At 64.5% G+C, this 25,321-nt stretch carries 22 protein-coding genes and 2 tRNA genes; 12 read left to right on the forward strand and 12 right to left on the reverse strand.

The genetic code is table 11. From position 1 onward, the window contains the following. Positions 1 to 246: 246 nt before the first annotated feature. From lon to IVB54_RS18315, 4 genes are all read left to right on the forward strand, one after another. Positions 247 to 2,670 carry an endopeptidase La gene (lon, locus tag IVB54_RS18300; RefSeq protein WP_247777424.1) on the forward strand — a complete coding sequence of 808 codons (2,424 nt, stop codon included), beginning with the start codon at positions 247 to 249 and terminating at the stop codon, positions 2,668 to 2,670. 87 nt (positions 2,671 to 2,757) lie between these two features. Continuing rightward, positions 2,758 to 3,162 carry a GFA family protein gene (locus IVB54_RS18305; RefSeq protein ID WP_018455108.1) on the forward strand — a complete coding sequence of 135 codons (405 nt, stop codon included), beginning with the start codon at positions 2,758 to 2,760 and terminating at the stop codon, positions 3,160 to 3,162. A 63-nt stretch (positions 3,163 to 3,225) separates the two neighbouring features. Further along, positions 3,226 to 3,302 (forward strand) — tRNA-Val (locus IVB54_RS18310). Between the two features lie 128 nt (positions 3,303 to 3,430). Next, the gene (locus tag IVB54_RS18315; protein ID WP_247385793.1) at positions 3,431 to 4,291 is read left to right on the forward strand and encodes a methyltransferase domain-containing protein; all 861 of its coding nucleotides are present in this window, start codon (positions 3,431 to 3,433) and stop codon (positions 4,289 to 4,291) included. Positions 4,292 to 4,370: 79 nt separating this feature from the next. On the opposite strand, the gene IVB54_RS18320 is transcribed toward IVB54_RS18315, so the two are convergent. The 6 genes from IVB54_RS18320 to IVB54_RS18345 all read right to left on the reverse strand — a co-directional run bounded on the left by IVB54_RS18320 (position 4,371) and on the right by IVB54_RS18345 (position 11,571). Further along, complete coding sequence (locus IVB54_RS18320; protein ID WP_247385794.1) at positions 4,371 to 5,333, reverse strand: cation diffusion facilitator family transporter; 963 nt, start codon at positions 5,331 to 5,333, stop codon at positions 4,371 to 4,373. Between the two features lie 2 nt (positions 5,334 to 5,335). Then, the gene (locus IVB54_RS18325; protein ID WP_247777425.1) at positions 5,336 to 8,554 is read right to left on the reverse strand and encodes a CusA/CzcA family heavy metal efflux RND transporter; all 3,219 of its coding nucleotides are present in this window, start codon (positions 8,552 to 8,554) and stop codon (positions 5,336 to 5,338) included. Beyond that, a complete protein-coding gene (ihpB, locus tag IVB54_RS18330; protein ID WP_018455105.1) occupies positions 8,547 to 9,536 on the reverse strand; it encodes a divalent metal ion exporter adaptor subunit IhpB in 990 nt (329 codons plus the stop codon). The genes IVB54_RS18325 and ihpB overlap by 8 nt, the downstream gene beginning before the upstream one ends. After that, a complete protein-coding gene (ihpA, locus tag IVB54_RS18335) occupies positions 9,533 to 10,807 on the reverse strand; it encodes a divalent metal ion exporter subunit IhpA (RefSeq protein WP_247362607.1) in 1,275 nt (424 codons plus the stop codon). Before ihpA ends, ihpB begins: the two co-directional genes overlap by 4 nt. A gap of 56 nt (positions 10,808 to 10,863) precedes the next feature. Next, positions 10,864 to 11,226 carry a hypothetical protein gene (locus IVB54_RS18340; protein WP_026232878.1) on the reverse strand — a complete coding sequence of 121 codons (363 nt, stop codon included), beginning with the start codon at positions 11,224 to 11,226 and terminating at the stop codon, positions 10,864 to 10,866. A gap of 120 nt (positions 11,227 to 11,346) precedes the next feature. After that, positions 11,347 to 11,571, reverse strand: coding sequence for a hypothetical protein (locus IVB54_RS18345; RefSeq protein ID WP_018455102.1), 225 nt, complete (start codon positions 11,569 to 11,571; stop codon positions 11,347 to 11,349). 353 nt (positions 11,572 to 11,924) lie between these two features. Here IVB54_RS18345 and IVB54_RS18350 point away from each other — a divergent pair, with 353 nt between their 5' ends. Further along, positions 11,925 to 12,818, forward strand: coding sequence for a hypothetical protein (locus IVB54_RS18350; protein WP_018455101.1), 894 nt, complete (start codon positions 11,925 to 11,927; stop codon positions 12,816 to 12,818). A 55-nt stretch (positions 12,819 to 12,873) separates the two neighbouring features. Here the strand turns inward: IVB54_RS18350 and pepT are convergent, their stop codons facing one another. The 6 genes from pepT to IVB54_RS18380 form a co-directional block, all read right to left on the reverse strand. Next, a complete protein-coding gene (gene pepT, locus IVB54_RS18355) occupies positions 12,874 to 14,124 on the reverse strand; it encodes a peptidase T (protein WP_018455100.1) in 1,251 nt (416 codons plus the stop codon). Between the two features lie 102 nt (positions 14,125 to 14,226). After that, positions 14,227 to 14,541, reverse strand: coding sequence for an HU family DNA-binding protein (locus IVB54_RS18360; protein ID WP_018455099.1), 315 nt, complete (start codon positions 14,539 to 14,541; stop codon positions 14,227 to 14,229). 193 nt (positions 14,542 to 14,734) lie between these two features. After that, positions 14,735 to 14,811, reverse strand: a tRNA-Asp gene (locus IVB54_RS18365). 160 nt (positions 14,812 to 14,971) lie between these two features. Further along, positions 14,972 to 15,175, reverse strand: coding sequence for a hypothetical protein (locus IVB54_RS18370; RefSeq protein WP_026232877.1), 204 nt, complete (start codon positions 15,173 to 15,175; stop codon positions 14,972 to 14,974). Positions 15,176 to 15,316: 141 nt separating this feature from the next. Further along, positions 15,317 to 16,612, reverse strand: coding sequence for an MFS transporter (locus tag IVB54_RS18375; protein ID WP_026232876.1), 1,296 nt, complete (start codon positions 16,610 to 16,612; stop codon positions 15,317 to 15,319). Positions 16,613 to 16,672: 60 nt separating this feature from the next. Continuing rightward, complete coding sequence (locus tag IVB54_RS18380) at positions 16,673 to 17,863, reverse strand: aromatic ring-hydroxylating dioxygenase subunit alpha (protein WP_018455096.1); 1,191 nt, start codon at positions 17,861 to 17,863, stop codon at positions 16,673 to 16,675. Between the two features lie 179 nt (positions 17,864 to 18,042). Between IVB54_RS18380 and IVB54_RS18385 the strand changes: the two genes are divergently transcribed. The 7 genes from IVB54_RS18385 (at position 18,043) to IVB54_RS18415 (ending at position 25,310) form a co-directional block, all read left to right on the forward strand. Beyond that, on the forward strand, positions 18,043 to 18,558 hold the full coding sequence (locus IVB54_RS18385) for a MarR family transcriptional regulator (RefSeq protein ID WP_018455095.1): 516 nt from the start codon (positions 18,043 to 18,045) through the stop codon (positions 18,556 to 18,558). A gap of 199 nt (positions 18,559 to 18,757) precedes the next feature. Then, positions 18,758 to 21,010, forward strand: coding sequence for a TonB-dependent siderophore receptor (locus IVB54_RS18390; protein WP_018455094.1), 2,253 nt, complete (start codon positions 18,758 to 18,760; stop codon positions 21,008 to 21,010). 569 nt (positions 21,011 to 21,579) lie between these two features. After that, positions 21,580 to 21,945, forward strand: a complete 366-nt coding sequence (locus IVB54_RS18395; RefSeq protein ID WP_008136158.1) for an NADH-quinone oxidoreductase subunit A — start codon at positions 21,580 to 21,582, stop codon at positions 21,943 to 21,945. Next, positions 21,942 to 22,523: an NADH-quinone oxidoreductase subunit B gene (locus tag IVB54_RS18400; protein WP_026232875.1), complete on the forward strand. Its 582-nt coding sequence runs from the start codon at positions 21,942 to 21,944 to the stop codon at positions 22,521 to 22,523. Before IVB54_RS18395 ends, IVB54_RS18400 begins: the two co-directional genes overlap by 4 nt. 11 nt (positions 22,524 to 22,534) lie before the next feature. Continuing rightward, positions 22,535 to 23,149, forward strand: coding sequence for an NADH-quinone oxidoreductase subunit C (locus tag IVB54_RS18405; protein ID WP_018455092.1), 615 nt, complete (start codon positions 22,535 to 22,537; stop codon positions 23,147 to 23,149). 2 nt (positions 23,150 to 23,151) lie between these two features. Then, complete coding sequence (locus IVB54_RS18410) at positions 23,152 to 24,348, forward strand: NADH-quinone oxidoreductase subunit D (protein ID WP_018455091.1); 1,197 nt, start codon at positions 23,152 to 23,154, stop codon at positions 24,346 to 24,348. Beyond that, entirely contained in the window at positions 24,348 to 25,310 is a 963-nt protein-coding gene (locus IVB54_RS18415) for an FkbM family methyltransferase (protein ID WP_018455090.1), read from the forward strand. The genes IVB54_RS18410 and IVB54_RS18415 overlap by 1 nt, the downstream gene beginning before the upstream one ends. The last annotated feature ends 11 nt before the right edge of the window (positions 25,311 to 25,321 follow it).

Genomic DNA, 25,321 nt, shown 5'->3' on the forward strand with positions numbered 1-25,321 from the left:
CTTATTTGCGTGCGTAAGCGCCTGATGGCGCGCGTCTTTCAATGACTTGACACCCCCCGGGTCGATAGCCACCTAATGTCGGCGGCGAGTAAAAATTCTCTTCAAGATTCGCCTCAGTTCCGATTCGGCAAGCCGGTCCAACCTCAAAAGGAGCGATCGGTATTGCGGGTCACCTCGGCACCTTGTGGCGGTTGCGCATGAGCATGGCGGGCTGCGTGCAAGGGGGCAAAGCAAAAGGAAAAGGCCATGACCAATCCAAAACCCAGGCCAACCATCGTCCATGGCGAAACGCACGCCTATCCCGTGCTGCCCCTGCGCGACATCGTCGTCTTCCCGCACATGATCGTTCCGCTCTTCGTCGGCCGCGAGAAGTCGATCCGCGCGCTCGAAGAGGTGATGAAGAACGACGCGCTGATCATGCTCGCGACCCAGAAGAACGCGTCCGACGATGATCCGGCACCCGATTCCATTTACGAGACCGGTACGCTTGCCAGCGTGCTCCAGCTTTTGAAGCTTCCCGACGGCACTGTGAAGGTGCTGGTCGAAGGGCTCGAGCGGGCGCGCGTGCAGAAGTACACCGATCGCGCCGACTATTACGAAGCGACCGCGATTGCGCTCGCCGATACCGATGCGAAGTCGGTCGAGGCGGAGGCCATGGCGCGCTCCGTCGTGTCCGACTTCGAGAGCTACGTGAAGCTCAACAAGAAGATCTCGGCCGAGGTCGTCGGCGTCGTGCAGGCGATCACCGATTTTGCCAAGCTCGCCGACACCGTCGCCTCGCATCTCGCCGTCAAGATCGCGGATCGCCAGGGCATCCTGGAGACGCTGTCGGTCACGCAGCGCCTGGAGAAGGTGCTGGGCCTGATGGAGAGCGAGATCTCGGTGCTCCAGGTCGAGAAGCGCATCCGCTCGCGCGTCAAGCGCCAGATGGAGAAGACCCAGCGCGAGTACTATCTCAACGAGCAGATGAAGGCGATCCAGAAGGAGCTCGGCGACGACGACGGTCGCGACGAGCTCGCCGATCTCGAAGAGAAGATCTCCAAGACCAAGCTCTCCAAGGAAGCGCGCGAGAAGGCGCAGCATGAATTGAAGAAGCTGCGCCAGATGTCGCCGATGTCCGCGGAAGCGACCGTCGTGCGCAACTATCTGGATTGGCTGCTGTCGATTCCGTGGAACAAGAAGTCCAAGGTGAAGAAGGATCTGGAAGCCGCGCAGGCGGTTCTGGATGCGGATCACTACGGGCTGGAGAAGGTCAAGGACCGCATCGTCGAGTATCTCGCCGTACAGTCGCGCGCCAACAAGCTGACGGGCCCGATCCTGTGCCTCGTCGGCCCTCCCGGCGTCGGCAAGACCTCGCTCGGCAAGTCGATCGCGAAGGCGACGGGGCGTGAATTCGTGCGCGTCTCGCTCGGTGGCGTGCGCGACGAGGCCGAGATCCGCGGGCACCGCCGCACCTATATCGGCTCGATGCCCGGCAAGATCATCCAGTCGATGCGGAAGGCGAAGTCGTCCAATCCGCTGTTCCTGCTGGACGAGATCGACAAGATGGGCGCCGATTTCCGCGGCGATCCGTCCTCGGCGCTGCTCGAGGTCCTCGACCCCGAGCAGAACGCGACCTTCAACGACCACTATCTCGAGGTCGACTACGATCTGTCCAACGTGATGTTCATCACGACCGCGAATACGCTCAATATTCCGGGACCGCTGATGGACCGCATGGAGATCATCCGGATCGCGGGCTACACCGAGAACGAGAAGGTCGAGATCGCGCGCAAGCACTTGATCCCGACCGCGGTGTCCAAGCACGGCCTGGACTCCAAGGAGTTCTCGATCGACGACGACGCGCTGCTGCTTCTGATCCGCCGCTACACCCGCGAAGCGGGCGTGCGCAATTTGGAGCGTGAGCTCTCCACACTCGCCCGCAAGGCGGTGAAGGAGCTGATGATCTCCAAGAAGAAGTCGGTCAAGATCACCGAGAAGACTCTCGAAGAGCTTCTGGGCGTGCCGAAGTACCGCTACGGTGAGATCGAGAGCGAGCCGCAGGTCGGCATCGTCACCGGCCTTGCCTGGACCGATGTCGGCGGCGAGTTGCTGACGATCGAAGGCGTCATGATGCCCGGCAAGGGCAAGATGACGGTCACGGGCAATCTGCGTGAAGTGATGAAGGAATCGATCTCGGCGGCGGCGTCCTATGTCCGCTCGCGCGCGATCGTCTACGGCATCGAGCCGCCGCTGTTCGACCGGCGCGACATCCACGTGCACGTGCCGGAAGGCGCGACGCCGAAGGACGGTCCGTCGGCGGGCGTGGCGATGGCCACCGCGATCATCTCGGTCATGACCGGCATCCCGGTCCGCCACGATGTCGCGATGACCGGCGAAATCACGCTGCGCGGCCGCGTGCTGCCGATCGGCGGCCTGAAGGAGAAGCTGCTGGCTGCTGCCCGCGGCGGCATCAAGACGGTGCTGATTCCTGAGGACAACGCCAAGGATCTCACGGAGATTTCCGATGCGATCAAGGGCGGCATGGAGATCATCCCGGTCTCGCGCCTCGACGACGTCGTCGCCAAGGCGCTGGTCAAGAAGCCAGTGCCGATCGTCTGGGAAGAGGACACCAAGGTGACGGTGAAGCCGGACGGCGACGAAGCCGCCGGCGGCCTGACCGCTCACTGAGATCGCAGCTCGAAAAAGATGATAAAACGGCGCCTTCGGGCGCCGTTTTTTTGTGGGGCATTTTGTTTTGGGCAGCGGATGACGACAATGCACATCGACGGGCAATGCCATTGCGGCGAGATTACCTTTGAAGCCGAGATCGACCCGGAGACGGTGTCGGTCTGCCACTGCACCGATTGCCAGACACTGACCGGCTCGCCCTTCCGGGTGACGGCCGTCTGTTCGGGCGCCGAAGTCCGCCTGACTGCCGGCACGCCCAGGATCTACGGCAAGCGCGGCGACAACGGCCGGATGCGCTTCCAGCACTTTTGCGCCGACTGCGGTTCCCCGCTGTTCACGAGCGGCGACGGCGACCAGGAGGACGATTGGGGCATCCGCTGGGGCAGCATCCGCCAGCGCGACAAATTGCGGCCCGTCAGGCAGATCTGGTGCCAGTCGGCGGCGGTGTGGATCGACGCGGTGCCGCTGCTGCCGGGCCGGCCACAGGATTGAGGCCCTGGAATTGGCGTTCCGCGCTTGCCCGTTCGGGGCCGGTAGGGATAAAGAAGCGGCGAGGGGCGGTTAGCTCAGCTGGTTAGAGCATCTCGTTTACACCGAGAGGGTCGGGAGTTCGAATCTCTCACCGCCCACCAGCCTTTGCTCGCTTCGCGAGCTTCGGCTCGGCGAGCCAGCCTCACACGTTATTGGCGCGAAGCGAACGAAGGCTGCCGCGCCGAAGCCGATAGGCGCAGGCGGGCGATACCGAGCCACAGAGGCCCTGATGCAACAACCAAGCGGACACGAGCAGAACGCCGATCAGATCGCCTACTGGAATGGCCCCAGCGGGCAGCGCTGGGCCGATCGCCATGCGGCGCAGGAGAGCCTGCTGGGACCCATTGCCGACGTGCTGATCGCCCGCGCCAGGCCGAAGCCGGGCGAGCGCGTCCTCGACATCGGCTGTGGCTCCGGTGCGACGACGTTCGCGTTCGCGAAGGATGTCGCGCCTGATGGCTTTGCGCTCGGGCTCGACGTCTCCGAGCCGATGCTGTCGCAGGCGCGCGCGTTTGCGCCAAAAGGCCTGCCGCTCGATTTCGTGCTGGCCGATGCGACGGTGCATCCGTTCGAGCCGGCGAGCTTTGACCTGCTGGCCTCGCGGTTCGGCGTGATGTTCTTCGCCGATCCCATCGCGTCTTTCACCAATCTCCGCCGCGCGCTGAAGCCGACGGGACGGTTGGCGTTTGCCTGCTGGCGCGAGCCGAAGGAAAATCCGTGGATGATGGCGCCGCTTATGGCGGTCTACAAGCACGTTCCCAAGATGCCGCCGGTCGGGCCGGAGGAGCCGGGCCCGTTCGCCTTCGCCTCCGAAGAGCGCGTGACGCGCATCCTGAAAGGCGCGGGCTTCGTCGACGTCGCGATGGAGCCGCACAATCTCGCGATGGACGTCGCGATTGGCGGCGGGCTCGATGCCGCGGTCGAAGGCTCGCTCCAGATCGGCCCGGCGAGCCGCGCGCTGCAAGGGCATCCGCCGGAGACCTATGCCGCGGCAAAAGCCTCGATCCGCGAGACGCTCGCGCCGTTCCTGAAGGGTCAGAGCGTGGCGCTCCAGGGCGCGGTCTGGATCGTGACGGCGAAGGCGGCGTAGGCGTCGCTCTGTCCCCATCATTGCGAGCGCAGCGAAGCAATCCAGACCGTTCTCCGCGGAGGCAGCAACGCTGCGTCGCTCACACCACGTCATCCGGCGCCAGCGCGCAGCCGTTGTCCGGATGCGTCTCGATCTGAAGGGTGGTGTGGCCGATGCGGTGGGAGCGCTTCAGCATCTGCGCCGTCTCCATCAGGAAGGCATCGCCGGCGCCGGTGGGCATGACGAGGTGGCAAGTCAGCGCCGTCTCGGTGGTCGAGATCGGCCAGACGTGGAGATCGTGGATCGCAGTGACGCCGGGCCGCTCCAGCAGAAGGATCTTGATCGCGGCAATGTCGGTGCCCCTGGGCGCCGCCGCCATCGACATGTCGATGGAGCCACGGAGCAGGCTGGTGGTGCTCCAGAGGATGGTGGCGCAGATGACGAGGCTGGTGACGGGATCGAGCCAGAGCCAGCCGGTCCAGATGATCAGCGCCGCCGAGATGACGACGCCGAGCGAGACCGCGGCGTCGGCCGCCATGTGCAGATAGGCGCCTTCGATGTTGATGTCGTCCTTGCGACCGCGCGCGAACAACATGGCGGTAAAACCGTTGATGAGGATGCCGATGCCGGCGACCACCATCACGGTGATGCCGGCGACCGGCTCCGGCTCCCGCAGGCGCAAAGTCGCTTCCCAGCCGATCGCGCCGGTTGCGACCAGCAGGAACACCGCGTTCGCCAGCGCCGCCAGGATGGTGGAGGCGCGCAGGCCATAGGTGAAGCGGCCGCTGGGCGCGCGCCGCGCCGCGATCGACGCGCACCAGGCCACGACCAGGCCGAGCACGTCGCTAAGATTATGGCCGGCATCCGCAAGCAGAGCCGTGGAGTTGCCGATATAGCCGTAGACGGCCTCCGCCGCGACCAGCGCGGTGTTGAGTGAGATGCCGATTGCGAACGCCTTGCCGAAACTGGCGGGCGCATGGGCATGGGCGTGGCCACCATGATCGTGATCATGGCCGTGGCTATGATCATCGCGATGATGGCCGTGATGGTCGTGGCTGCCCACCTCTATCGCTCCCTGGACGCTGCCAAATCAGGCGCCATTGTAGGCGTTTCGGCAGCCCCGTCACGGCGGAACAGCACGTAGAGCGCCGGCAGCACCAGCAGCGTCAGCACGGTTGAGGAGATGATACCGCCGATCACCACAGTCGCGAGCGGCCGCTGCACCTCGGCGCCGGCCCCAGTGGCAAGAGCCATCGGCACGAAGCCGAGGGACGCGACCAGCGCCGTCATCAGCACCGGACGCAGGCGTGTCAGCGCGCCCTCGCGCACCGCGTCGGCAACGGGTTGGCCCTCGCTGCGCAGCCGCTCGATGAAGGCGATGATGACGAGCCCGTTGAGGACAGCGACGCCCGACAGTGCGATGAAGCCGACGCCGGCGCTGATGGACAGCGGAATACCGTGCAGCAGCAGCGCCATGACGCCGCCGGTCAGTGCCAGCGGCACGCCGGAGAACACGAGCGCCGCATCAGCCGCCGATCCCATGCCCATGAACAGCAGCAGGAAGACCAGCAGCAGCGCCAACGGCACCACGAGCGTCAGCCGCTTGGTGGCGGAGACCAATTGCTCGAACTGTCCGCCCCAGCCGATCCAGTAGCCCGGCGGCAGCTTGACCTTCTCCGCGACGGCTGCCTCGGCCTCGGTGACGAAGGAGCCGAGATCGCGCGCGCGGACATTGGCGGTGACCACAATGCGCCGCTTGCCGTTCTCGCGGCTGATCTGGTTCGGGCCAGGCGTCGCTTCGACGGTTGCGACCGACGACAGCGGCACATAGCGCATCTGGGCAAGGGGAGGGGCGGGCAATGCGGTCCGGATTGGCGCGCCGATTGCTGCTTCCTCACCCGGCGGCAGCGGGATCGGGATCGCCCGGATGACCTCGAGATCGCCGCGCAGATGTTCCGGCAGGCGCACGACGATGTCGAAGCGGCGGTCGCCCTCGAACAGCTTGCCGGCCGACTTGCCGCCGACCGCGATCTCGACGATGCCCTGCACCTCGCTGATGCTGAGCCCATACCGGGCGAGCGCCTGGCGGTCGAGGCGGACGGTGAGGATCGGCAGGCCCGAGACCTGCTCGATCTTGACGTCGCTGGCGCCGCGGATGCCGCGGATCGCGGCTTCGACCTGTTTTGCCGCGCCTTGCAGGATCTCGAGGTCGTCGCCGAAGATCTTGACGCCGACGTCGCTTCGCACGCCGGAGATCAACTCGTTGACGCGGAACTGGATCGGCTGGGAGATCTCATAGGCGCTGCCGGGGATGTCGTCAGCGGCACGGGCGATGGCCTCGATCACCTCGGCCTTGGAGCTGCCAGGGTCGGGCCATCCGGCGCGCGGCTTCAGCATGATGTAGCCGTCGGTCTGTGCCGGCGACATCGGGTCGGTTGCGATCTCGGCGGTGCCGATGCGGGTGAAGAACTCCTTCACCTCCGGAATCTGCTTGACGCGCTTTTCCAGCGCCTTTTGCAGGTCCAGCGACTGGGTCAGGCTGGTGCCGGGAATCCGGATCGAGGCCAGCGCGACGTCGCCTTCGTCCAGGCTCGGGATGAACTCGCCGCCCATGCGCGCGGCGGCAACGCAGCTTGCGACCACGATGATGGCGGCCATGATTGCGACGCCGAGGCGATGGTCGATCGCCAGCCGGAGCACGGGGAGATAGGCGCGCTTCGCCAGCCGCATGAACAGGTTTTCGTGTTCGGACACCTTGCCGGTGACGAAGATGGCAACCGCCGCCGGCACGAAGGTGATGGAGAACAGCACCGCGGCACCCAGCGCCATCAGCACCGTCAGGGCCATCGGCGTGAACATCTTGCCCTCGACGCCGGTCAGCGTCAGCACCGGCAGGTAGACCACTGCGATGATCAGCGTTCCGAACAGGCTCGGCTTGATCACCTCGCTCGACCCACTCCGGATCGCGCGCAGCCGTTCGGAGATCGTGAGCAGGCCGCCTTTCTCGCGCTGGACCTCGGCCAGCATGCGCAGGCAGTTCTCGACGATGATCACGGCGCCGTCGACGATGATGCCGAAATCGATTGCACCCAGGCTCATCAGGTTCGCGCTGACCTTGGCCTCGACCATGCCGGTGACCGTCATGGCCATGGACAGCGGAATGACGCAAGCCACCACCAGCGCGGCGCGGATGTTGCCGAGGATCAGGAACAGCACGGCCACGACCAGGGCCGCGCCTTCCAGCAGATTGCTCTCGACGGTGCGGATGGTGGCTTCGACCAGATCGGTGCGGTCGTAGACGGTCCGCGTCACGACGCCGTCGGGCAGCGATTTGGCGATATCCTCCAGCCGGGCCGCGACACGGCGCGCCACGGTGCGGCTGTTCTCGCCGATCAAAAGCATGGCGGTGCCGAGCACGGTTTCCTCGCCATCGCGCGTTGCGGCTCCCGTGCGCAAATCGCGGCCTTCGGTGACGGTCGCGATATCCCTGATCCTGACGGGATTGCCGCCGCGCGAGCCGATGACGATGTCCCTGATTTCGCCGACATTGCCGACCTGGCCCGGCGAGCGAACCAGATATTGCTCGCCGTTGCGCTCGATATAGCCGGCGCCGACATCGGCATTGTTGGCGGCGAGCGCCGTCATGACGTCGCGAAAGCCGAGCCGGTAGGCCATCAGCTTGCCGGGATCGGGGAGCACATGGAATTGCCGCTCGAAGCCGCCGATGGTGTTGACCTCGATCACCCCCGGCACGTTGCGAAGCTGCGGCTTGATGATCCAGTCCTGCACGGTGCGCAAGTCGGTCAGCGAATAGTCGTGGCCGCCTTGCGTCTTCGCGCCCGCCTTGGCCTCGACGGTGTACATGAAGATTTCGCCGAGCCCGGTCGAGACCGGTCCCATCGCGACCTCGACGCCGGCCGGAAGCTGGTCCTTCACCTGCTGGATCCGTTCGCCGACGAGCTGGCGGGCAAAATAGATGTCGGTGCCGTCCTTGAAGACGACGGTCACCTGACTCAGGCCGTAGCGCGACAGCGAGCGCGTGTAGTCGAGCTTGGGCAGCCCGCCCATCGCGGTCTCGACCGGGAAGGTGATGCGCTGCTCGGTTTCCAGCGGCGAATAGCCGGGGGCGCGGGTGTTGATCTGGACCTGGACGTTGGTGATGTCAGGCACGGCGTCGATCGGAAGGCGTTGGAAATTCCACGCTCCGAAAGCGACGGCGCCGAGCGCGAGCAGCAGGACCAGCCAGCGCTGCTGCAGCGAGACCGCGATGAGACGCTCAATCATGCTCGGCCTCGCCCTTGCCCATCTCCGCCTTCACGACGAAGCTGTTTTCCGCGACGTAATGCTCGCCGGCCGATAGACCGGCCTTGATCTCGACATGGCGCGGGTCGGAATCGCCAAGCTCCACCGGGCGCGCCTCGATCTTGTCGCCGTCCTCACGAACGAACACGATAGTCCTGTTCTCCAGCGTCTGGATCGCGCTTTTGCGCACCGCGACCGCGACGTTGCGGGCGGCGAGGATCAGCCGTGCCGTGACAAACAGGCCGGGACGCAAGCGCCCGTCCCGATTTGGCAGCACCACGCGCGCCAGCGCCGTCTGGGTCTCGCTCGAGCCGATCGGGGCCATGTAGGCGATCGTGCCCTTGATCTCGCCGCGGCCGTCGTCGGGATCGATCAGCACCTCGTCGTTGAGACGAACGCGCCGCAGATCCTGGCGATAGATCGACAGATCGACCCAGATAGTGGAGAGGTCGGCGACGACGAAGGCGGGCTTCTGCTCGGAGGCGTATTCGCCGAGCGAAATCTGCCGCTCGATGACGGTGCCGGCAAGCGGCGCCTTGAGCTCGTAGACGGTGAGACTCTGGTTGCTCTCGATCGCGGCGAGCAGATCGTCCTTGCCGACCTCGTCGCCGATGCGCTTCTGGATCGATTTGGCAACGCCGGGAAAGCGCGGCGTCACCTGCACCACGGCTTCCTGGTTGGCGCGCAGGATGCCGTTGAAGGCGAGCGTGTCGGTCAGCGTGACGCTCCCGGCTTCCGCCAGCGTCACGCCGGCGGCGGCAAGCTTGACGTCGGAGATGCGGATCCGGTCGGCACCGTGCTCGTCCTGCTCGACATGGTCGTTCGGCTTCTCCGGCTTCTTGTCCGCGGCGTGTTCGGCATGCTCGACCCTGGCCGGGCCGAGCAGGGAATAGCCGTAAGCGCCAAGTGCGACGCCAAGTGCGGCGGCAACGAATGCGACGAGGATGGTGGAGGACGTCTTCATCGTGCGCTCTCCCGCGCCAGCGTAAAGGGATTGCCGACGAGCCCTTCGATGGTCGCCACCCCCGCGTGGAAATTCTGCAGCGCCTCCTGCTCGCGCAGCCGCGCCTGGGTGACGCTGGCCTGGGCATCGAGCACTTCGAGCAGGCTGAAGCGGCCCTGGCCGTAGCCTTGCGCGATGGCGTCCGAGGCTTCGGTGGCCTTGGGAATGGCGCTCTCGCGCAGCACCGCGAGCTCGCGCAGCGAGCCCTGCAGCGAGTCGTAGGCGCGGCCGGCGACCACGATCAGCGTGTTGCGGTTGGCCTCGCGCTCGGCCTTGGTCTTGGCGAGGCTTTCCTGGGCCGAAAGGATATTGCCCTGGTTCTGGTCGAACACGGGGATCGGCACCGAGACGGTGAGGCGCGCCGCGTCGTCATTGGTCTCGTTGAAATGGCGCCAGCCGGCGGCGATCCGCACGTTGGGATAGGGCCGCAGCCGCGCCAGCAACAGCTCGGCGTTGCGCTGGGCATAGATCGCGGTCCAGCGCACCAGCTGCGGATTGGCATCGATCGCGGCGACGACCGACTGGAATGTCGGGGGCCGTCCCATGGTGTCGAGCCGGCCGGAGACCTCGCCGAATTTCGGTGCCGCGTCGCCCATCAGGACCGCAAGCTCGCGCCGGGCGCTGGCCAGCGTCGCCTTGAAGCGCTCGCGGTCGGCCTTCACCAGTGCGGACGCCACCTCCGCACGGCCGGTCTCGGCCGGCGAGGAGGCGCCGGCCTCGACGCGTCGGCGCAAAAGCGGCGTCAGCCGGTCGATGGCGGTGATCTGCTCGTCGAGGATCTGGATGCGCCGCTGTGCGCCGAGCACGCTGAGGAAGGCGATCGCGGTCTCCGACAGCACCTCCAGCCTGACGGCTTTGCGCTGGATCGCGGCGACCTCGATGCCGGCGACGCCAGCTGCAATCCGCGCGTCGCGCTTGCCGAACAGCTCGAAGGCCTGGCTGATCTGGAGCGTGGTCTCGGCCGATCGTGTGCCGCGATAGATGCCGGACCCGAACGAATTGTCCTGTTCGTAGGTCAGTTCCGGATTGAGAAGCGCACCTGCCTGGATGCGCTGGCCCGTGGCGATGCCGACATCGCGCTCCGCCGCGGTCAGCCGCGGGCTCGCGGCCAGCGCGCGCGAAAGCGCGCTCCGCATCGTCAGAGTCTGGGCGTGAGATGGCGCAAGCGCCGATCCGGCAATCAGACACGCTGCCGCGCACGCCAGGCGCGCGGCCATTCCCCTGAAAAACATGAAACCGACCTGTGAGGATGAACCGAATGGACGCTCGTGGCGCCCGACCAATCCGTTCAGGCCATATGTTTGGGAGGCGGGGAGTCGGTGTCGGGAACAATGCCGGCGAGCCGGGGTGCGCGTTGCGGGCGCGATGCGGACACGAGCCCGATCGATCCGGCCGGTGGCGTCGGCTGCGCCATCGTCACCGAGAAGCAGCCATGGCAATGATGCCCGCCGATGGCCTTGTGGTCGTTGTGATCCGCCGAGCCGTCAAGCACCGCGCTGATCTCCGAGCCGCCACCGGGCGTGGTGACGTCGATGTCGTGCAGGCCATGCAGCGCTCCCGCGAGCAGGTAGACGACCGCGATCAGCACAGACAGCAGCCCGCGCCAGTTGCGCGGCCGGCATGATCCTGAGGGCTGGCGGTTCGCGAGCACGACGTCACTCTGGTTGCGGTCTGCGCCCGGCCTAGCATGGCGTTGGGAACAGTGTCGACCCGCAACATTGTTACGTTCCGGGAACAATTGCCGCAGCGCTCGCGAAGACGGCAGCTCTTCTCATTGGCGTGTGATCAAGCTCAGCCGAGCATCGGCTGCCGCTCCGCGTGCAACGTTCGGCATATCGCCGCCTTCGACCGTGACGACGGCGCGGCAGCCCGCTTCCATGGCCCGTTCCAGCCATTTGATGGCTTCATCGATCCACTGGTCGTGGTGCTCGGGATCGGCGATCGCCTTTTCCCGGAATGCATCTGCCTGATGAAGGCACGCGGTTCTGCGATCCACGCGGCTCTCCCGATCCGGAGGTTCCCGCCCCGAGCGCATCCTTGATGATCCGAGAGCCGGCGTCGTTAACATAGGACAGGAACCGGCGCACAAAAAGAAAGCCCCAGCCGGGACTTACCGGCTGAGGCTTTCGTGCTCACAAACTTCATCCTTGGGACTTGGACAGATAATCCGCATCGCGCGGGTTCGTTCCCGCTGGCTCGGTCCAATTTGGAACGTTCCTTGTTCATTGTGATTAGCGACGAGGAGAAATTGAGGAGGACGGACCATGGACGGATTGATTTATCTCATCGGCTTGATCGTGGTGGTCATGGCGATCTTGTCGTTCTTCGGCTTGCGCTGAGAGAGCGGCGATGACCATGGAAACTCTCATACGGGAAGACATCGTGGAAGGCGGCGGCGTCGCTGCCGATGAAAGGCGCATCATCCAGTGGAGCTCGGTGATCGCAGGCGCTTTGGCTGCCGGCGCAATGTCGTTCATCCTGGTCGGCTTTGGAGTCGCCGTCGGCCTGGGCGTCAGTTCAGCCTCGCCGACATGGCGCGATGCATCGGCGGCGCTGGCTTTGCTGTCGGGGCTGTATCTGATCATCCAGGCGATTATCAGCTTCGGCTTCGGCGGCTATATCGCCGGCCGGACGACGCGACCAGCCCCGGCGGTCACAACGATCGAAGACGAGGGCGAACGGCGGGACGGGCTGCATGGCCTGATGTCCTGGGCGCTCGCCGTGCTGCTTGGTGCCGCTCTGCTCGCGATGCTCGGCGCAGCTGCGATTGACCGCTCGCCGATGCGCAGTTCGGCGAGCAGTACCTCCGCCGCCGAGCCTCTGTTGAGCTACGAGCTGGATAAGCTGTTTCGCGCAGCGCGGCGGCCCCCCAACACCGACCTCAGGGAACCTCGTGCCGAAGCGGGACGCATCCTGATGACGTCGTCGAGCCACAGCGGCGTCAGCACCGATGACCGGGCCTACCTCGTGCAGCAGGTGGCCGCGTTGACGGGACTTGCAGCACCCGACTCGGAGCGACGGGTCGACACGCTGATCGCGGATTCAAGGACGGCCATCAATCGGGCGCGGCGTAACTCCATCATCGTCGCCTTCTCCGTTGCGGCAGCAACCCTGATCGGCGCTGCGGTGGCCTGGGCTGCGGCTGTTGCCGGTGGCCGGCATCGCGACGGCGCGCCGCTCCCGAACTGGATGGCGAGCTCCAACCGCTTCCATCGCTCTCCGCGTGCGATGCGGGTGCCGTAACGTGCAGGACGATGGCCGGGAGCGATCCCGGCCATATTGCCTTTTGACGAGAGGCCTAAGCCTTCTCCTCCCAGATCATGGCGAGATGGACGATCGTCTGCACCGCCTTCTCCATGTCCTGCCGGCTGACCCATTCGAGCCGGGAGTGAAATGCGTGCTCGCCGGCGAAGATGTTGGGGCAGGGCAGTCCCATGAAGGACAGGCGGGAGCCGTCGGTGCCGCCGCGGATCGCGGTGCGCATCGGGCGCAGGCCGGCGCGGCGGATCGCTTCGATGGCGTATTCAAGAATGTGCGGGTGGCGATCGATCACCTGCTTCATGTTGCGGTACTGCTCCCGCACCTCGAATGTGTAAGTCGAGCGCGGAAAATCCTTCATCACGTCCTTGACGATGTTCTCGAGCAGGATCTCCTTCTCCTTCAGCCCTTCCTCGGTGAAGTCGCGCACAATGAAGGAGAGCGTAGCCTGCTCCAGCGCACCCTCGATCCCGATCGGATGCAGAAAACCCTGCTTGCCTGATGTCGTCTCGGGCGAGCAGCCTTCCCGGGGCAGGCGCTCGACGATGGCGGCGGCGATCTTGATGGCGTGCTCCATCTTGCCCTTGGCATAGCCGGGATGGGCGCTGACGCCGTTGATGGTGATGGTGGCGCCGTCCGCCGAGAAGGTCTCGTCCTCGACGCTACCCGCGCTCTCGCCGTCCATGGTGTAGCCGAAATCAGCGCCGAGCTTCTTGATGTCGACATTGTCGACGCCGCGGCCGATCTCCTCGTCCGGCGTGAACAGGATCTTGATGGTGCCGTGCTTCACTTGCGGGTTGTTGATGAAGAAATGCGCGGCATCCATGATCTCAGCCACGCCGGCCTTGTTGTCGGCACCGAGCAGCGTGGTGCCGTCGGTGGTGATGATGTCGTTGCCGATCTGGTTCTTCAGCGCCGGATGCTCGGCGAAGCGGATCACCTGGCTGGTATCGCCCGGCAGCGTGATGTCGCCGCCGCGATAGTTCTTCACCATCTGCGGCTTGACGTTCTTGCCGGTGACGTCGGGCGAAGTGTCCATGTGCGAGCAGAAGCAGATCACGGGCACCTTCTTGGTCGTGTTCGCCGGGATCGTTCCATAGACGTAGCCGTAATCATCGAGATGAGCGTCCTCGACGCCCATCTCCCTGAGCTCGGCGGCGAGCACACGGCCGAGATCTTTCTGTTTCTCGGTCGATGGCGAGGCCGGGGATTCCGGATCGGATTGGGTGTCGATGGTGACGTAGCGCAGGAAGCGCTCGGTCACGGTATGCGAAAAGGTGAGGGAGGACATTTCTGGTCAAACCGCCGGGTCAGGGGAGAGAGGCGGTATACCAGAAAAGCAGGGTGCGGTGAGGCCGGAGGAGGCTGATCAGGCTTAACGAAACGTGAGTGGTCAGATCGCCTCTTTTAGTTCCTTGACGGGGCGGAAGGCGACCTTCTTGGTGGCTTTGATGTGGATCGGCTCGCCCGTGGCGGGATTGCGGCCGGTGCGGGCGGCGCGCTTGCGGACCTGGAGGATGCCAAGGCCGACGATGCGGACGCGGTCGCCCTTCTTCAGGTGCTTGGTGATGAGTTCGACCATGTCGGTCAGAACGGCCTCGGCGCGCTTCTTCGACAGGTCCTGGCTCTCCGCAATGTCGGCGGCGAGGTGCTTGAGCGTGATGGTGGCGGGCGCGGCAGGCTTCTTCGTGGAATCCTTCTTAGCCATATCTGGCCTCCTCAATCACAGGGGCCCCGGAAAAGGCGGTAAAGGGTGGGGATCCCTCCAAGTCCTGCAAGGCCTAGACGATTCGGGCTTCGGCTGACTATGGCGCAAGTTCTCGACGGATGCCGGCGATCGCCGTCACAGCCGCGAAAGGCGTGTAGAAGTTTGTTCTAAGGCTATGAAGGAATTGCCAAAATGGCGCGAGAGACGGGGCTCGAACCCGCGACCTCCGGCGTGACAGGCCGGCGCTCTAACCAACTGAGCTACTCCCGCGTGGTTCGCTGACAGCGCGCGGAACGAGGGGGGACTTAAAGGCGGGGCTGGGTGAAGTCAAGGATGTTGCGCTTCACCGGCACATCCCGGCTAAGCATTGCTCTGGAAAACGAAAAAGGCCGCCAGGCGGCGGCCTCTGTCAGCCCCGAGCGGGGCGGTGTCAGCGGATCTCCGACGTCCCTGCGCTCGTCACCACCACCGGCTTCCCGGCCTTGATCACATGGGCGGACTGGGCGGTCTGGCTGTAATCGGCATTGGTGCGGGCTGCGATCCCGAAGCCGGCCACTGTAATTCCGGCCACCAGCGCCACCACCACGATCTTCAGATGGGTCGCACGATCAGCAGAGTGGATAGAGTGGTTCATCTGAGCCTCCCGACGGGCTTTGCCGCCGTCTATGGCTCGTCTTGTAAAGACCGTCTGTTTCCGGATGGTTTCGCGGGTTCCGCAAAATGGTTTCATTAATGCGCCCGGTTGGTTTCGCCGGGCTTGCGGCCTGTACCGGCGTCAGGCGGCCGCCCGGCCGATATCGTCCCGGATCGAGCGCGCCGCCCAGACGAACAGGAGTGCCCCCAGCGTGGTCGTGACCGCCGCCGAGAGCAGGGAATAGCGCACCGCGTCGGCGCCGTAAGCGCCCTTCAGGGCATCGTTGACCACGCCCACGGCGAGCGGGCCGAGGCCCTGGCCGAAGCAGGTGGCAGTGAGCGCGATCAGGGCGGAGGCCAGCGCCCGCATGCTCGGCTTGGCGACCGTCTGCGCGATCGCGAAGATCGGTCCGAGATGGAAGCCGACCAGGAACGAGGTCAGCGCCAGCGTGGCCACCATCAGCGCAAAGTCCTGCGTCAGCATGCACAGCGCGAACACCGGGCCGGCAAGGCCCGAGGTGATGGCGGGCGCCCACAGCTTCCAGCGGTCGTCGCGGCGGCTGATCTGCGCCACCACGAAGCCGCCGAGCAGGGTGCCGGCCATGCCGGCGAGACCCTTGAAGGTGCCGGCATAGGTGCCGATCTCCGCGCTCGACAGATGGTGCACACGCGCCAGGAACGGCGGGATCCACGCCGCGGTCGCATAGTTCGTGTAAGTGGTGAGACAGAAGCCGATCAGCACGATGATGAAGCTTCGCTGCGAGGCCAGGAAGCGCAGCGTCGGCCCGAGCGGCTCGGGCACGAAATTCTCCTGCATGGCGCCGCGCTTCGGCTCGGAGATCGTCAGCCACAGGACAACAGCAAGCAGGATGCCGGGCAGGCCCGCAACGTAGAACGCCATCCGCCAGCCATAGTGCTGGTTGACGTACCCGCCCACGAAATAGCCGAGGAATACGCCGAGATAGGTGCCGACGGCGTAGATGCCGAGCGCGCGCGGACGCTCGTTCTTGGCGAAGAGGTCGGCCACGATCGATTGCGAGGCGGGCGAGCCTGCGGATTCGCCGATGCCGACGCCGATCCTCGCCAGCGCCAACGAGGTGACGCTCGAAGCGGCGCCGCACAACGCCGTCATCGCGCTCCAGAACGCGAAGGCGGCGGCGACGATGTTGCGCCGGTTGAGCCGGTCGGCGACGCGCGCGATGGGGATGCCGAGCAGGGAGTAGAACAGCGCGAATCCGAAGCCCGCGAGCAGGCCCATCATGGTATCGCTGAGCTGAAACTCCTTCTTGATCGGCTCGATCAGCACGTTGAAGATCGTGCGGTCGAGGAAGTTCAGCGCGTAGATGATCGTGAGCAGGCCTAGCACGTAATAGCGCCGCGCCGAGGGCTTTGCCGTCGCGGCCGTTTGCACCGACATTTGTGACGTCACATCGACCATCGCTTCCCCCAATTAGTCTTTGTTATCGTTGTCGGTCCAGCCCTGATTGGGGCTGGCAGGTCAGCCTTCGCGGATGTAATTCCCCGCTTCGAATTCGACGGGAGGCGCGCTTGCATCGAACGAGATTCCGATCGGATCGCGGCCTGCTTCCATCGCCTCGAGCTGGTCGCTCAGCATGCGTCGGATCATGAGGATGCCGCGGTCGCTCTGGCCGAAATGCTCCTCGGAATGGATGGTCTGCGGTCCCTGGCCGACCTGGGCTTCGTAATCGCCCGGAAATCGCTGATGTTCTTCCTCGGTCATGTCCCACCAGAATTTGCCGTTGAATTTCGAGCGCATGCGACCGATGTCGCCGGCGTTCTTGACGCGGCCGGCGACGTAGATGCGGAACGAGGTGTCGTCGATCGGCAGCGTCCAGCCGATCGACTCGACGCGGGCGAATTGCGCCACGCGCGGGTTTGGCACAACGCGCAAGGTGGGGAGCGCCGCCTCGGTGACGCGGTAAAACACCTTGCCGTCATCCTGCTTGCGGATCGAGCGCACGGCGATCCCGCGCGGCGTCTTGTCGAACGTCACCTCCGGCATCGATGCCATCATGTTGGTGAATTGCGGACCCGAGAACGAGCCGTGCAGCACCGGCACGTGGTAGGGATCGACCACGTTCTCGAAATGCTGGAGCCAGTTGCAGGGGATGATCGCGGGACCACCGCCGCCGATCGAGGAATCGTCGGCGTCGACGAACTCGCCGTCGTCCATGGTCTCCAGGCACTCATAGGCCGGCAGCACCGGGCGTTTCTCGGCGGGGCCCAGATAGGCGAAGATGAGCCCGTAGCGCTCCTCGACCGGATACCAGGGCTGGCGCACCTTGTCCTTGAACTGGCCGCCATCGGGCTCGCAGGGCTGCTCCAGGCAATGGCCCTCGGTGTCGAACTTCCAGCCGTGATAACAGCAGCGGATGCCGTCCTCCTCGACCTTGCCATAATAGAGCGTGGTGCCGCGGTGGCAGCAGCGGGCGTGCAGCAGGCCGGCGCGGCCGTGCTTGTCGCGGAACAGCACCAGATCCTCGCCGAGCGCGCGGACCTTCTTCGGAGTGTCGGTTGCGTCTCTGATGAGCCCGACCGGATGCCAGTAGCGGCGGAGCAGTTCGCCCATCGGCGTGCCGCGCATGACCGAGGTGAGCTCGGTGTGGGTGTGCGCCGGCTTCATCGCATAGGCCGTTCCGAGATCGCGATCCCGCTGCGTGATGGTCATGCTGGTCCTCCCGCAATCGGCCGTACCGGCCGGGCTTTTTTGATGCCTTGTACCAAGTGAAGATTAGATCGATGACAATGTCAACGATTTCCAAATGCCTCTTATCGCATTCGGATCAGGCTGGGGAGGTCGCGCTACCAAGACTTGGCACGCCGCGGCTTTCTTGGCAGAGGTGGACCATGAGCCAGACATCAGGCAGGGACGGGCGCACATCGTCCGATGCGGACGAAAGTCAGTCGCTGGCGCCGATCACCGTCATGCTGTCGTCGCGGCTGATGGTGCTGGCCAATTTGCTCAAGCGCGGCGCCATCCTGCGCTACAAGCGTCTCGCCGGATTGTCATCGGTCGAGTTCGGCCTGGTCGCCTCGCTTGGCCGGCGGCCGCCGATGAGCGTGGCGCGGCTCGCGGAAGCCGTCGGCCAGGACAAGGGGCAGATCAGCCGCGCGCTTGCGGAACTCGTGTCGCGCAAGCTGATCGCGAAATCGGCGAACCCGAAGGACAGCCGCGAGGTGCTGGTCTCGCTGACCGCAACGGGCCTCGCGGCGCATGATGCGATCGTCGCCGGTGCGCAGGAGCGCAATCGGCGTTTGCGCGAACATTTGAGCGAAGCCGAGTTCGAGACGCTGCTGCAGCAGGTCGATCAATTGACGGCAATCGCCGCCGAGATGCTCGAGAGCGAGAAGATTTCGCGCTGACGTTTCGGCGATCCGGGAACATGTTGGATCGCTTCCAAGACCCTTTCCAAGACTCTTTCTAAGACTCCTTCTAAGAGGCTTTCAATTAGGGAATTCGCGCGCGCTGCCCTAAGCGTCACCGCAAGCGCATGCCGTCATGGGCCGACAGCATGTGCCATCAGAACACGCAGTTTTGGGGTTGCGCGTGAACAGTCTTGGAATGCTGCGGTCGGCCATGTTGGCGACCGCATCCGCTTGGGTTTTGCTGCCGCAGGCATCGCTTGCACAATCTCCTGCGCAGATGATTGGCGCGCAGAACATTCCGTCGGTGACCGTCGCCGCGCCGGAAGCGCGCCGACGAGCCATCTCCGTGCAGCGCCGTGCGCCGCGATCGTCCCAGCAGACCGCCAACCGAAACAGGCCGCAGCCGCCGCGCAATGTCGGTTTCGTCGAGACCCCGCTCGGCCCGGTGCACGGCTACGTCGCCGGCCGCAGCTCGTCCGGCACCAAGACCAACACGCCGATCATGGAGACGCCGCAGGCGGTGTCGGTGATCGGCGCGGAGCAGATTCGCGACCAGAAGGCGAACAAGCTCGACGAGGTCCTGCGCTATACTGCTGGAGTCCGCGCCGGGACCTTCGGCGCGGACACGCGCAACGACTGGTGGCTGATCCGCGGCTTTAAGTCCGACGACGTCGGACTGTTTCTCGACGGCATGCAGCTGTTCTACACCTCCTATGCGAGCTGGAAGCTCCAGACGCCCAACATGGAGCGCGTCGAGGTGCTGCGCGGTCCATCGGCCGTGCTCTATGGCGGATCGAGCCCGAGCGGCATCGTCAACGTCATCAGCAAGATGCCGCCGGCGGAGCCCGTCCGTTTCATCGAGACCGGCGTCAACAATTTCGGCAACGCCTATGTCGGCTTCGATGTTGGCGGTCCGGTCGCAACGAGCCACGAGAACGGCAAGCTGTTCTACCGCGTCGTCGGTCAGGTCCAGAACGGCCCCACGCAGGTCAATTTCACGCCGGACAACAACTACTTCATCGCGCCGTCGGTGACCTGGAAGCCGGACGCCGACACGAGGTTCACGGTACTGGCTTCAGCTTCCCGGCAGGAAACCCGTGGCATCAACTTCCTGCCCTATGAGGGCACGGTGATCAACGCTCGGTTCGGCAAGATCCCGACCAGCTTTTTCGCTGGCGATCCCAGCGTCGACAAGTTCACGCGCGAGCAGGAGATGCTGGGCTATCAGTTCGAGCGCAATCTCACCGACGATTTGACGTTCCGGCAGAATGCGCGCTTTGCCCATGTCGATGTGACCTATCGCGGCTATGTCGGCAATAATTGGGCTGACATCAACACGGCCAGTCTCGGTCGCTATAATTGGTATGCGAAGAACACCGCCAACCAGGCCAATCTCGACAATCAGCTGGAGTACCGCTTCAACACCGGCGCGGTGCGGCATACGATGCTGTTCGGGGTCGATTTGAAGGGCTACCAGATCGACGATTATCAGGCTTTCAACTTCGGCACCGTCCCTTCGATCAACGTCTTCAATCCCGCCTACGGGTTTGACATTCCGTTGACGGGCGCACCGTTCCGCAACTTCCAGATCACGCAGAAGCAGGCGGGCACCTATCTTCAGGACCAGATGAAGCTCGGCAACTTCACGCTGGTGCTGAGCGGCCGCAACGATTGGGTCGAGACGACGCAGGCTGCCCGTGATACCGGCGCCACGCTTGCCAGCCGCGACGACAGCAGGTTCAGCGGGCGCGCCGGGCTGATCTACAATTTCGACAACGGCATCGCGCCCTATGTGTCCTACGCCACGAGCTACAATCCGATCATCGGCCTCAACGCGCAAAACCAGCTGTTCCTGCCGGAGACCGGCCAGCAGACGGAAATCGGCGTGAAGGTCGCGCCGCGGGGATTTGACGGCTACTTCACCGCTTCGGTGTTCGACTTGAAACGTCAGCATGTGGCAACGACCGATCCGGTTTTCACGACCTTGCAGAACCAGACCGGCGAGGTGACCTCGCGCGGCATCGAGATCGAAGCGGTGGCGAACGCCACGCGTGAGCTGAAGCTGATCGGCTCGTTCACGGCCTACCGTTTGTTCAACAGCAGGGATCTGGACCCGGCGCTGGTCGGCAAGACCCCGACCAACACGCCTGAGCTCCTGGTGTCCGGCTGGGCGGACTACACCTTCAAGGACGGGCCACTCGCGGGGTTCGGCTTCGGCGGCGGTCTCCGCTATATCGGTTCGTCGTGGGCGGATACCGCCAATACCCTCGAGGTTCCCGCGGTCGTGCTCGGCGATCTCGCGCTCCACTACGAATGGCAGAACTGGCGCACCGCGCTGAACGTGGTCAATTTGACCGACAAGATCTACGTCGCGAGCTGCGCGGCGGCGTCATCCTGCTTCTACGGCGACCGCCGGCGCGTCACCGCCAGCGTCTCCTACAAATGGTGAGGCAAATGACGAGAACAGGCGAGGGAAGGCCATCGTGAGAGCCTGACCGGCCCGTCGCCGGCTTCCACCACGAGATCGATGAGCTCGCGGGTCATGCCCCCCGGCCCGAAGCTCATGCGAGTGCGGCGCGCGACGACCCAGCCATGTCGCCGCCGCGCTCGCCACCCATTTTCCGCTGCGGCGAAGTGGGCGCCTCCTGCCCGACACATTCGCCAGACGAGCCCAGGTCCGATCGTGATGCATGGCTCCCGGGTCGCTCGCCCGATAATGGGCGCGCTTGCCTCGTTATAATCTGGACTTTGCAGCGTCGCGGCCTAGATAAAGTGAGCCTTCCCAACCACGGACGTCACGGCGCAGCGCGTGTGGACTGATCGGGGCGCCCTTGCTGGCTGTCGATCTGCTCCATACCAGCCGCGGGGTGATTCCGGGATTTCCACCGTTCTGAGGGCGACAAAGGGCCTAAAAAGAGCGTGTCTTGCGCCCATTGGTGCACTGCGCTAAGGCTCAGAACAATTCCAAACTGGACGAATCCGTGGCTGTCCCGAGGCTGCGGGAAAAAGGGCTCGTCAATGAGCGGCATTCTGCAGAACTATCTTCCACTCGTCGTCTTCATAGGGGTAGCGGGCCTCATTGGCCTGGTGCTGCTGATCGCGCCGTTCATCGTGGCGTTCCAGCAGCCGGACCCGGAAAAGCTGTCGGCGTATGAGTGCGGTTTCAACGCCTTCGACGACGCCCGCATGAAGTTCGACGTCCGCTTCTATCTCGTCGCCATCCTCTTCATCATCTTCGACCTCGAGGTGGCGTTCCTGTTTCCCTGGGCGGTGGCGTTCGGCAAGCTTGGCGCGACCGGCTTCTGGTCCATGGTGGTGTTCCTCGCCGTGCTGACGGTCGGGTTCGCCTATGAATGGAAGAAAGGCGCACTGGAATGGGATTGACCCCTACGTCGTCCGCCGGTCCGGTTCTCGCGCCGGCCCCCAAGGGCATCCTGGACCCGTCGACCGGCAAGCCGGTCGGGGCCAATGATCCGTTCTTCCTCGAGGTCAATTCGGAACTGTCCGACAAGGGCTTCTTCGTGGCCGCGACCGACGACCTCATCACCTGGGCGCGCACCGGCTCGCTGATGTGGATGACCTTCGGTCTCGCCTGCTGCGCAGTCGAGATGATGCAGGTCTCGATGCCGCGCTACGACGTCGAGCGCTTCGGCTTCGCGCCGCGCGCTTCACCGCGTCAGTCGGACGTGATGATCGTCGCGGGGACCCTGACCAACAAGATGGCGCCTGCGTTGCGCAAGGTCTACGACCAGATGCCCGAGCCGCGCTACGTCATCTCGATGGGCTCCTGCGCCAACGGCGGCGGCTATTATCACTATTCCTACTCGGTCGTGCGCGGTTGTGACCGCATCGTGCCGATCGACATCTATGTGCCGGGCTGCCCGCCCACGGCGGAAGCGCTGCTCTACGGCGTGCTGCTGCTGCAGAAGAAGATCCGCCGCACCGGCACAATCGAACGCTAAGGTTTTACGTCATGGACGACGCCAAGCTCGACGCCCTGGGGCAGACGATCGTTAGCGCGCTTCCGGGCGCCGCCATCGGTCATTCGGTGGCCTTCAACCAACTCACGGTGGATGTCGAGGTCAGCAAAATCGTCGAGGTGGTCAAGTACCTGCGCGATGACCCGAACTGCCGCTTCATCAACTTCACCGACATCACGGCCGCGGATTATCCGTCGCGCGAAAAACGCTTCGACGTGATCTATCACTTCCTGTCACCGACCCTGAACGCGCGGATCCGGCTCAAGGCCCAGGCGGACGAGACCACGCAGGTGCCGTCGCTGATCGAGGTGTTTCCCGGGGCCGACTGGTTCGAGCGCGAGGCCTACGACCTCTATGGCGTGATCTTCGTCGGCCATCCCGACATGCGCCGCCTCCTGACCGATTACGGCTTCGAGGGTCATCCGCTGCGCAAGGATTTCCCGACCACCGGCTTCCTCGAGGTCCGCTACGACGACCAGGAGAAGCGGGTGGTGTACGAGCCGGTCAGGCTCAACCAGGAATTCCGCAAGTTCGACTTTTTGTCCCCGTGGGAGGGCGCCGACTATCCGGTCCTTCCAGGGGATGAAAAAGCAGGGCCGAAGGTCTGATCATGAACGAGCAACCCGAAGTCCTTCGCAACTTCACCATCAACTTCGGTCCGCAGCATCCGGCGGCGCACGGCGTGCTGCGCCTGGTGCTGGAGCTTGACGGCGAAGTCGTCGCCCGCGTCGACCCGCATATCGGCCTGCTTCACCGCGGCACCGAAAAGCTGATCGAGCAGAAGACCTATCTGCAGGCGATCCCTTATTTCGACCGCCTGGACTACGTCGCGCCGATGAACCAGGAGCACGCCTTCTGCATGGCTGCAGAAAAGCTGCTCGGCATCGAGGTGCCGCGCCGCGCGCAGCTGATCCGCGTGCTCTATTGCGAGATCGGCCGCATCCTGTCGCATTTGCTCAACGTCACCACGCAGGCGATGGACGTCGGCGCGCTGACCCCGCCGCTGTGGGGCTTTGAAGAGCGCGAAAAGCTGATGGTGTTCTACGAGCGCGCCTCCGGCAGTCGCATGCACGCAGCCTATTTCCGCGTCGGCGGCGTGCATCAGGACCTGCCGCAGAAGCTGGTCGACGACATCGACGCCTGGTGCGATCCGTTCCTGAAAGTGGTCGAGGATCTCGACCGGCTGCTCACCGCCAACCGCATCTTCAAGCAGCGCAACGTCGACATCGGCGTCGTGTCGCTGAAGGAAGCCTGGGAGTGGGGCTTCTCCGGCGTGATGGTGCGCGGTTCGGGCGCGGCCTGGGATCTGCGCAAGTCGCAGCCCTATGAATGCTACGCCGAGATGGATTTCGATATCCCGATCGGCAAGAACGGCGACTGCTATGACCGCTATCTGATCCGCATGGAAGAGATGCGCCAGTCCGTGCGCATCATGAAGCAGTGCATCCAGAAGCTGAACGCGGCCGACGGGAAGGGTCCCGTCGTCGTCGAGGACAACAAGGTCGCGCCGCCGCGCCGTGGCGAGATGAAGCGCTCGATGGAAGCGCTGATCCACCACTTCAAGCTCTACACCGAAGGCGTCCACGTGCCCGCCGGCGAGGTCTATGCGGCGGTCGAGGCGCCGAAGGGCGAGTTCGGCGTCTTTCTGATCTCGGACGGCACCAACAAGCCCTACAAGTGCAAGATCCGCGCGCCCGGCTTTGCGCATCTGCAGGCGATGGACCACATCTGCCGCGGTCATCTGCTCGCCGACGTCTCGGCGATCCTCGGCTCGCTCGACATCGTGTTCGGAGAGGTCGATCGGTGATGGCGCAGGCGCCGATCCAGTTTGACCGCGCCTCGGGGGCCCTTGAAGGGGCCAACCTGTGGGAGCGGACGGCTGCCTTGGCGCTGGTGACGGGATCGAAGATCTCGTCGCACTTCTCGCATATGGGCTACATCGCCTGCGCCAATCTGCTGCGCAAGACGCTGCCCGAGCGCAATATCGCGATCAAGCTCAATCCCGACGCCGTGTTCGAATTTCCCTACGGCGATGGCTATTGGAGCAAGCTGCTCAACCGCTCCTACAATTACGAGGACGAGCTGGAGCTGTTGTTCGCCGATTCCATCGACGTCGACTACACGCTGCTCGATTGCGGCGCGAATTACGGCTATTGGTCGGTGCTGGTGTCGAGCAAGCCGTTCGGCTCGCACAAGGCGATCGCGATCGAGCCGTCGGGGCAGAACTATCCGAAGCTTGACAACAACGCCCGCATTAACGCCAGCCGCTTCGAGACCATGAAATGCGCGATCGGCGCGGCCCGTGGCACCGCGCGTCTGTCAGGCACCAAGCACGAGGCCTTTAGCATCGCCGGCGATGCGTCGGCGGGCGGCGAGGATGTGCCGGTCATTGCGCTGGATAATCTGATCGACGACGGCAAGGTCGCAGGCACCGGCAAGTACCTGATCAAGCTCGACGTCGAGGGCGTCGAGATCGAGGCGATCAAGGGCGGCGCCCGGCTGCTCCAGGCCGACAGCGTCATCATGTGCGAGGAGCACGGCAGCGACCGTTCGCACGCGGTCTCGCGCTACATCCTCGAACACACCCCGCTGAAGCTGATCGTCTACGATCCCAGCACCCGACGTATGGAAACGGTGACCGAGCTGTCGATCCTCGACCGCATCAAGGTCTCCACCCACGTCGGCTACAATGTTTTCGGCACCGCAAGCGCATTCTGGCAGGACAGGATCAATGCCCTGAATGCGAAAACAGCGCGCCGCGTGCAGTGAGAGATTGAAGA

Source organism: Bradyrhizobium sp. CW1, assembly GCF_023100665.1.
Taxonomy (GTDB): Bacteria; Pseudomonadota; Alphaproteobacteria; order Rhizobiales; family Xanthobacteraceae; genus Bradyrhizobium; species Bradyrhizobium canariense_D.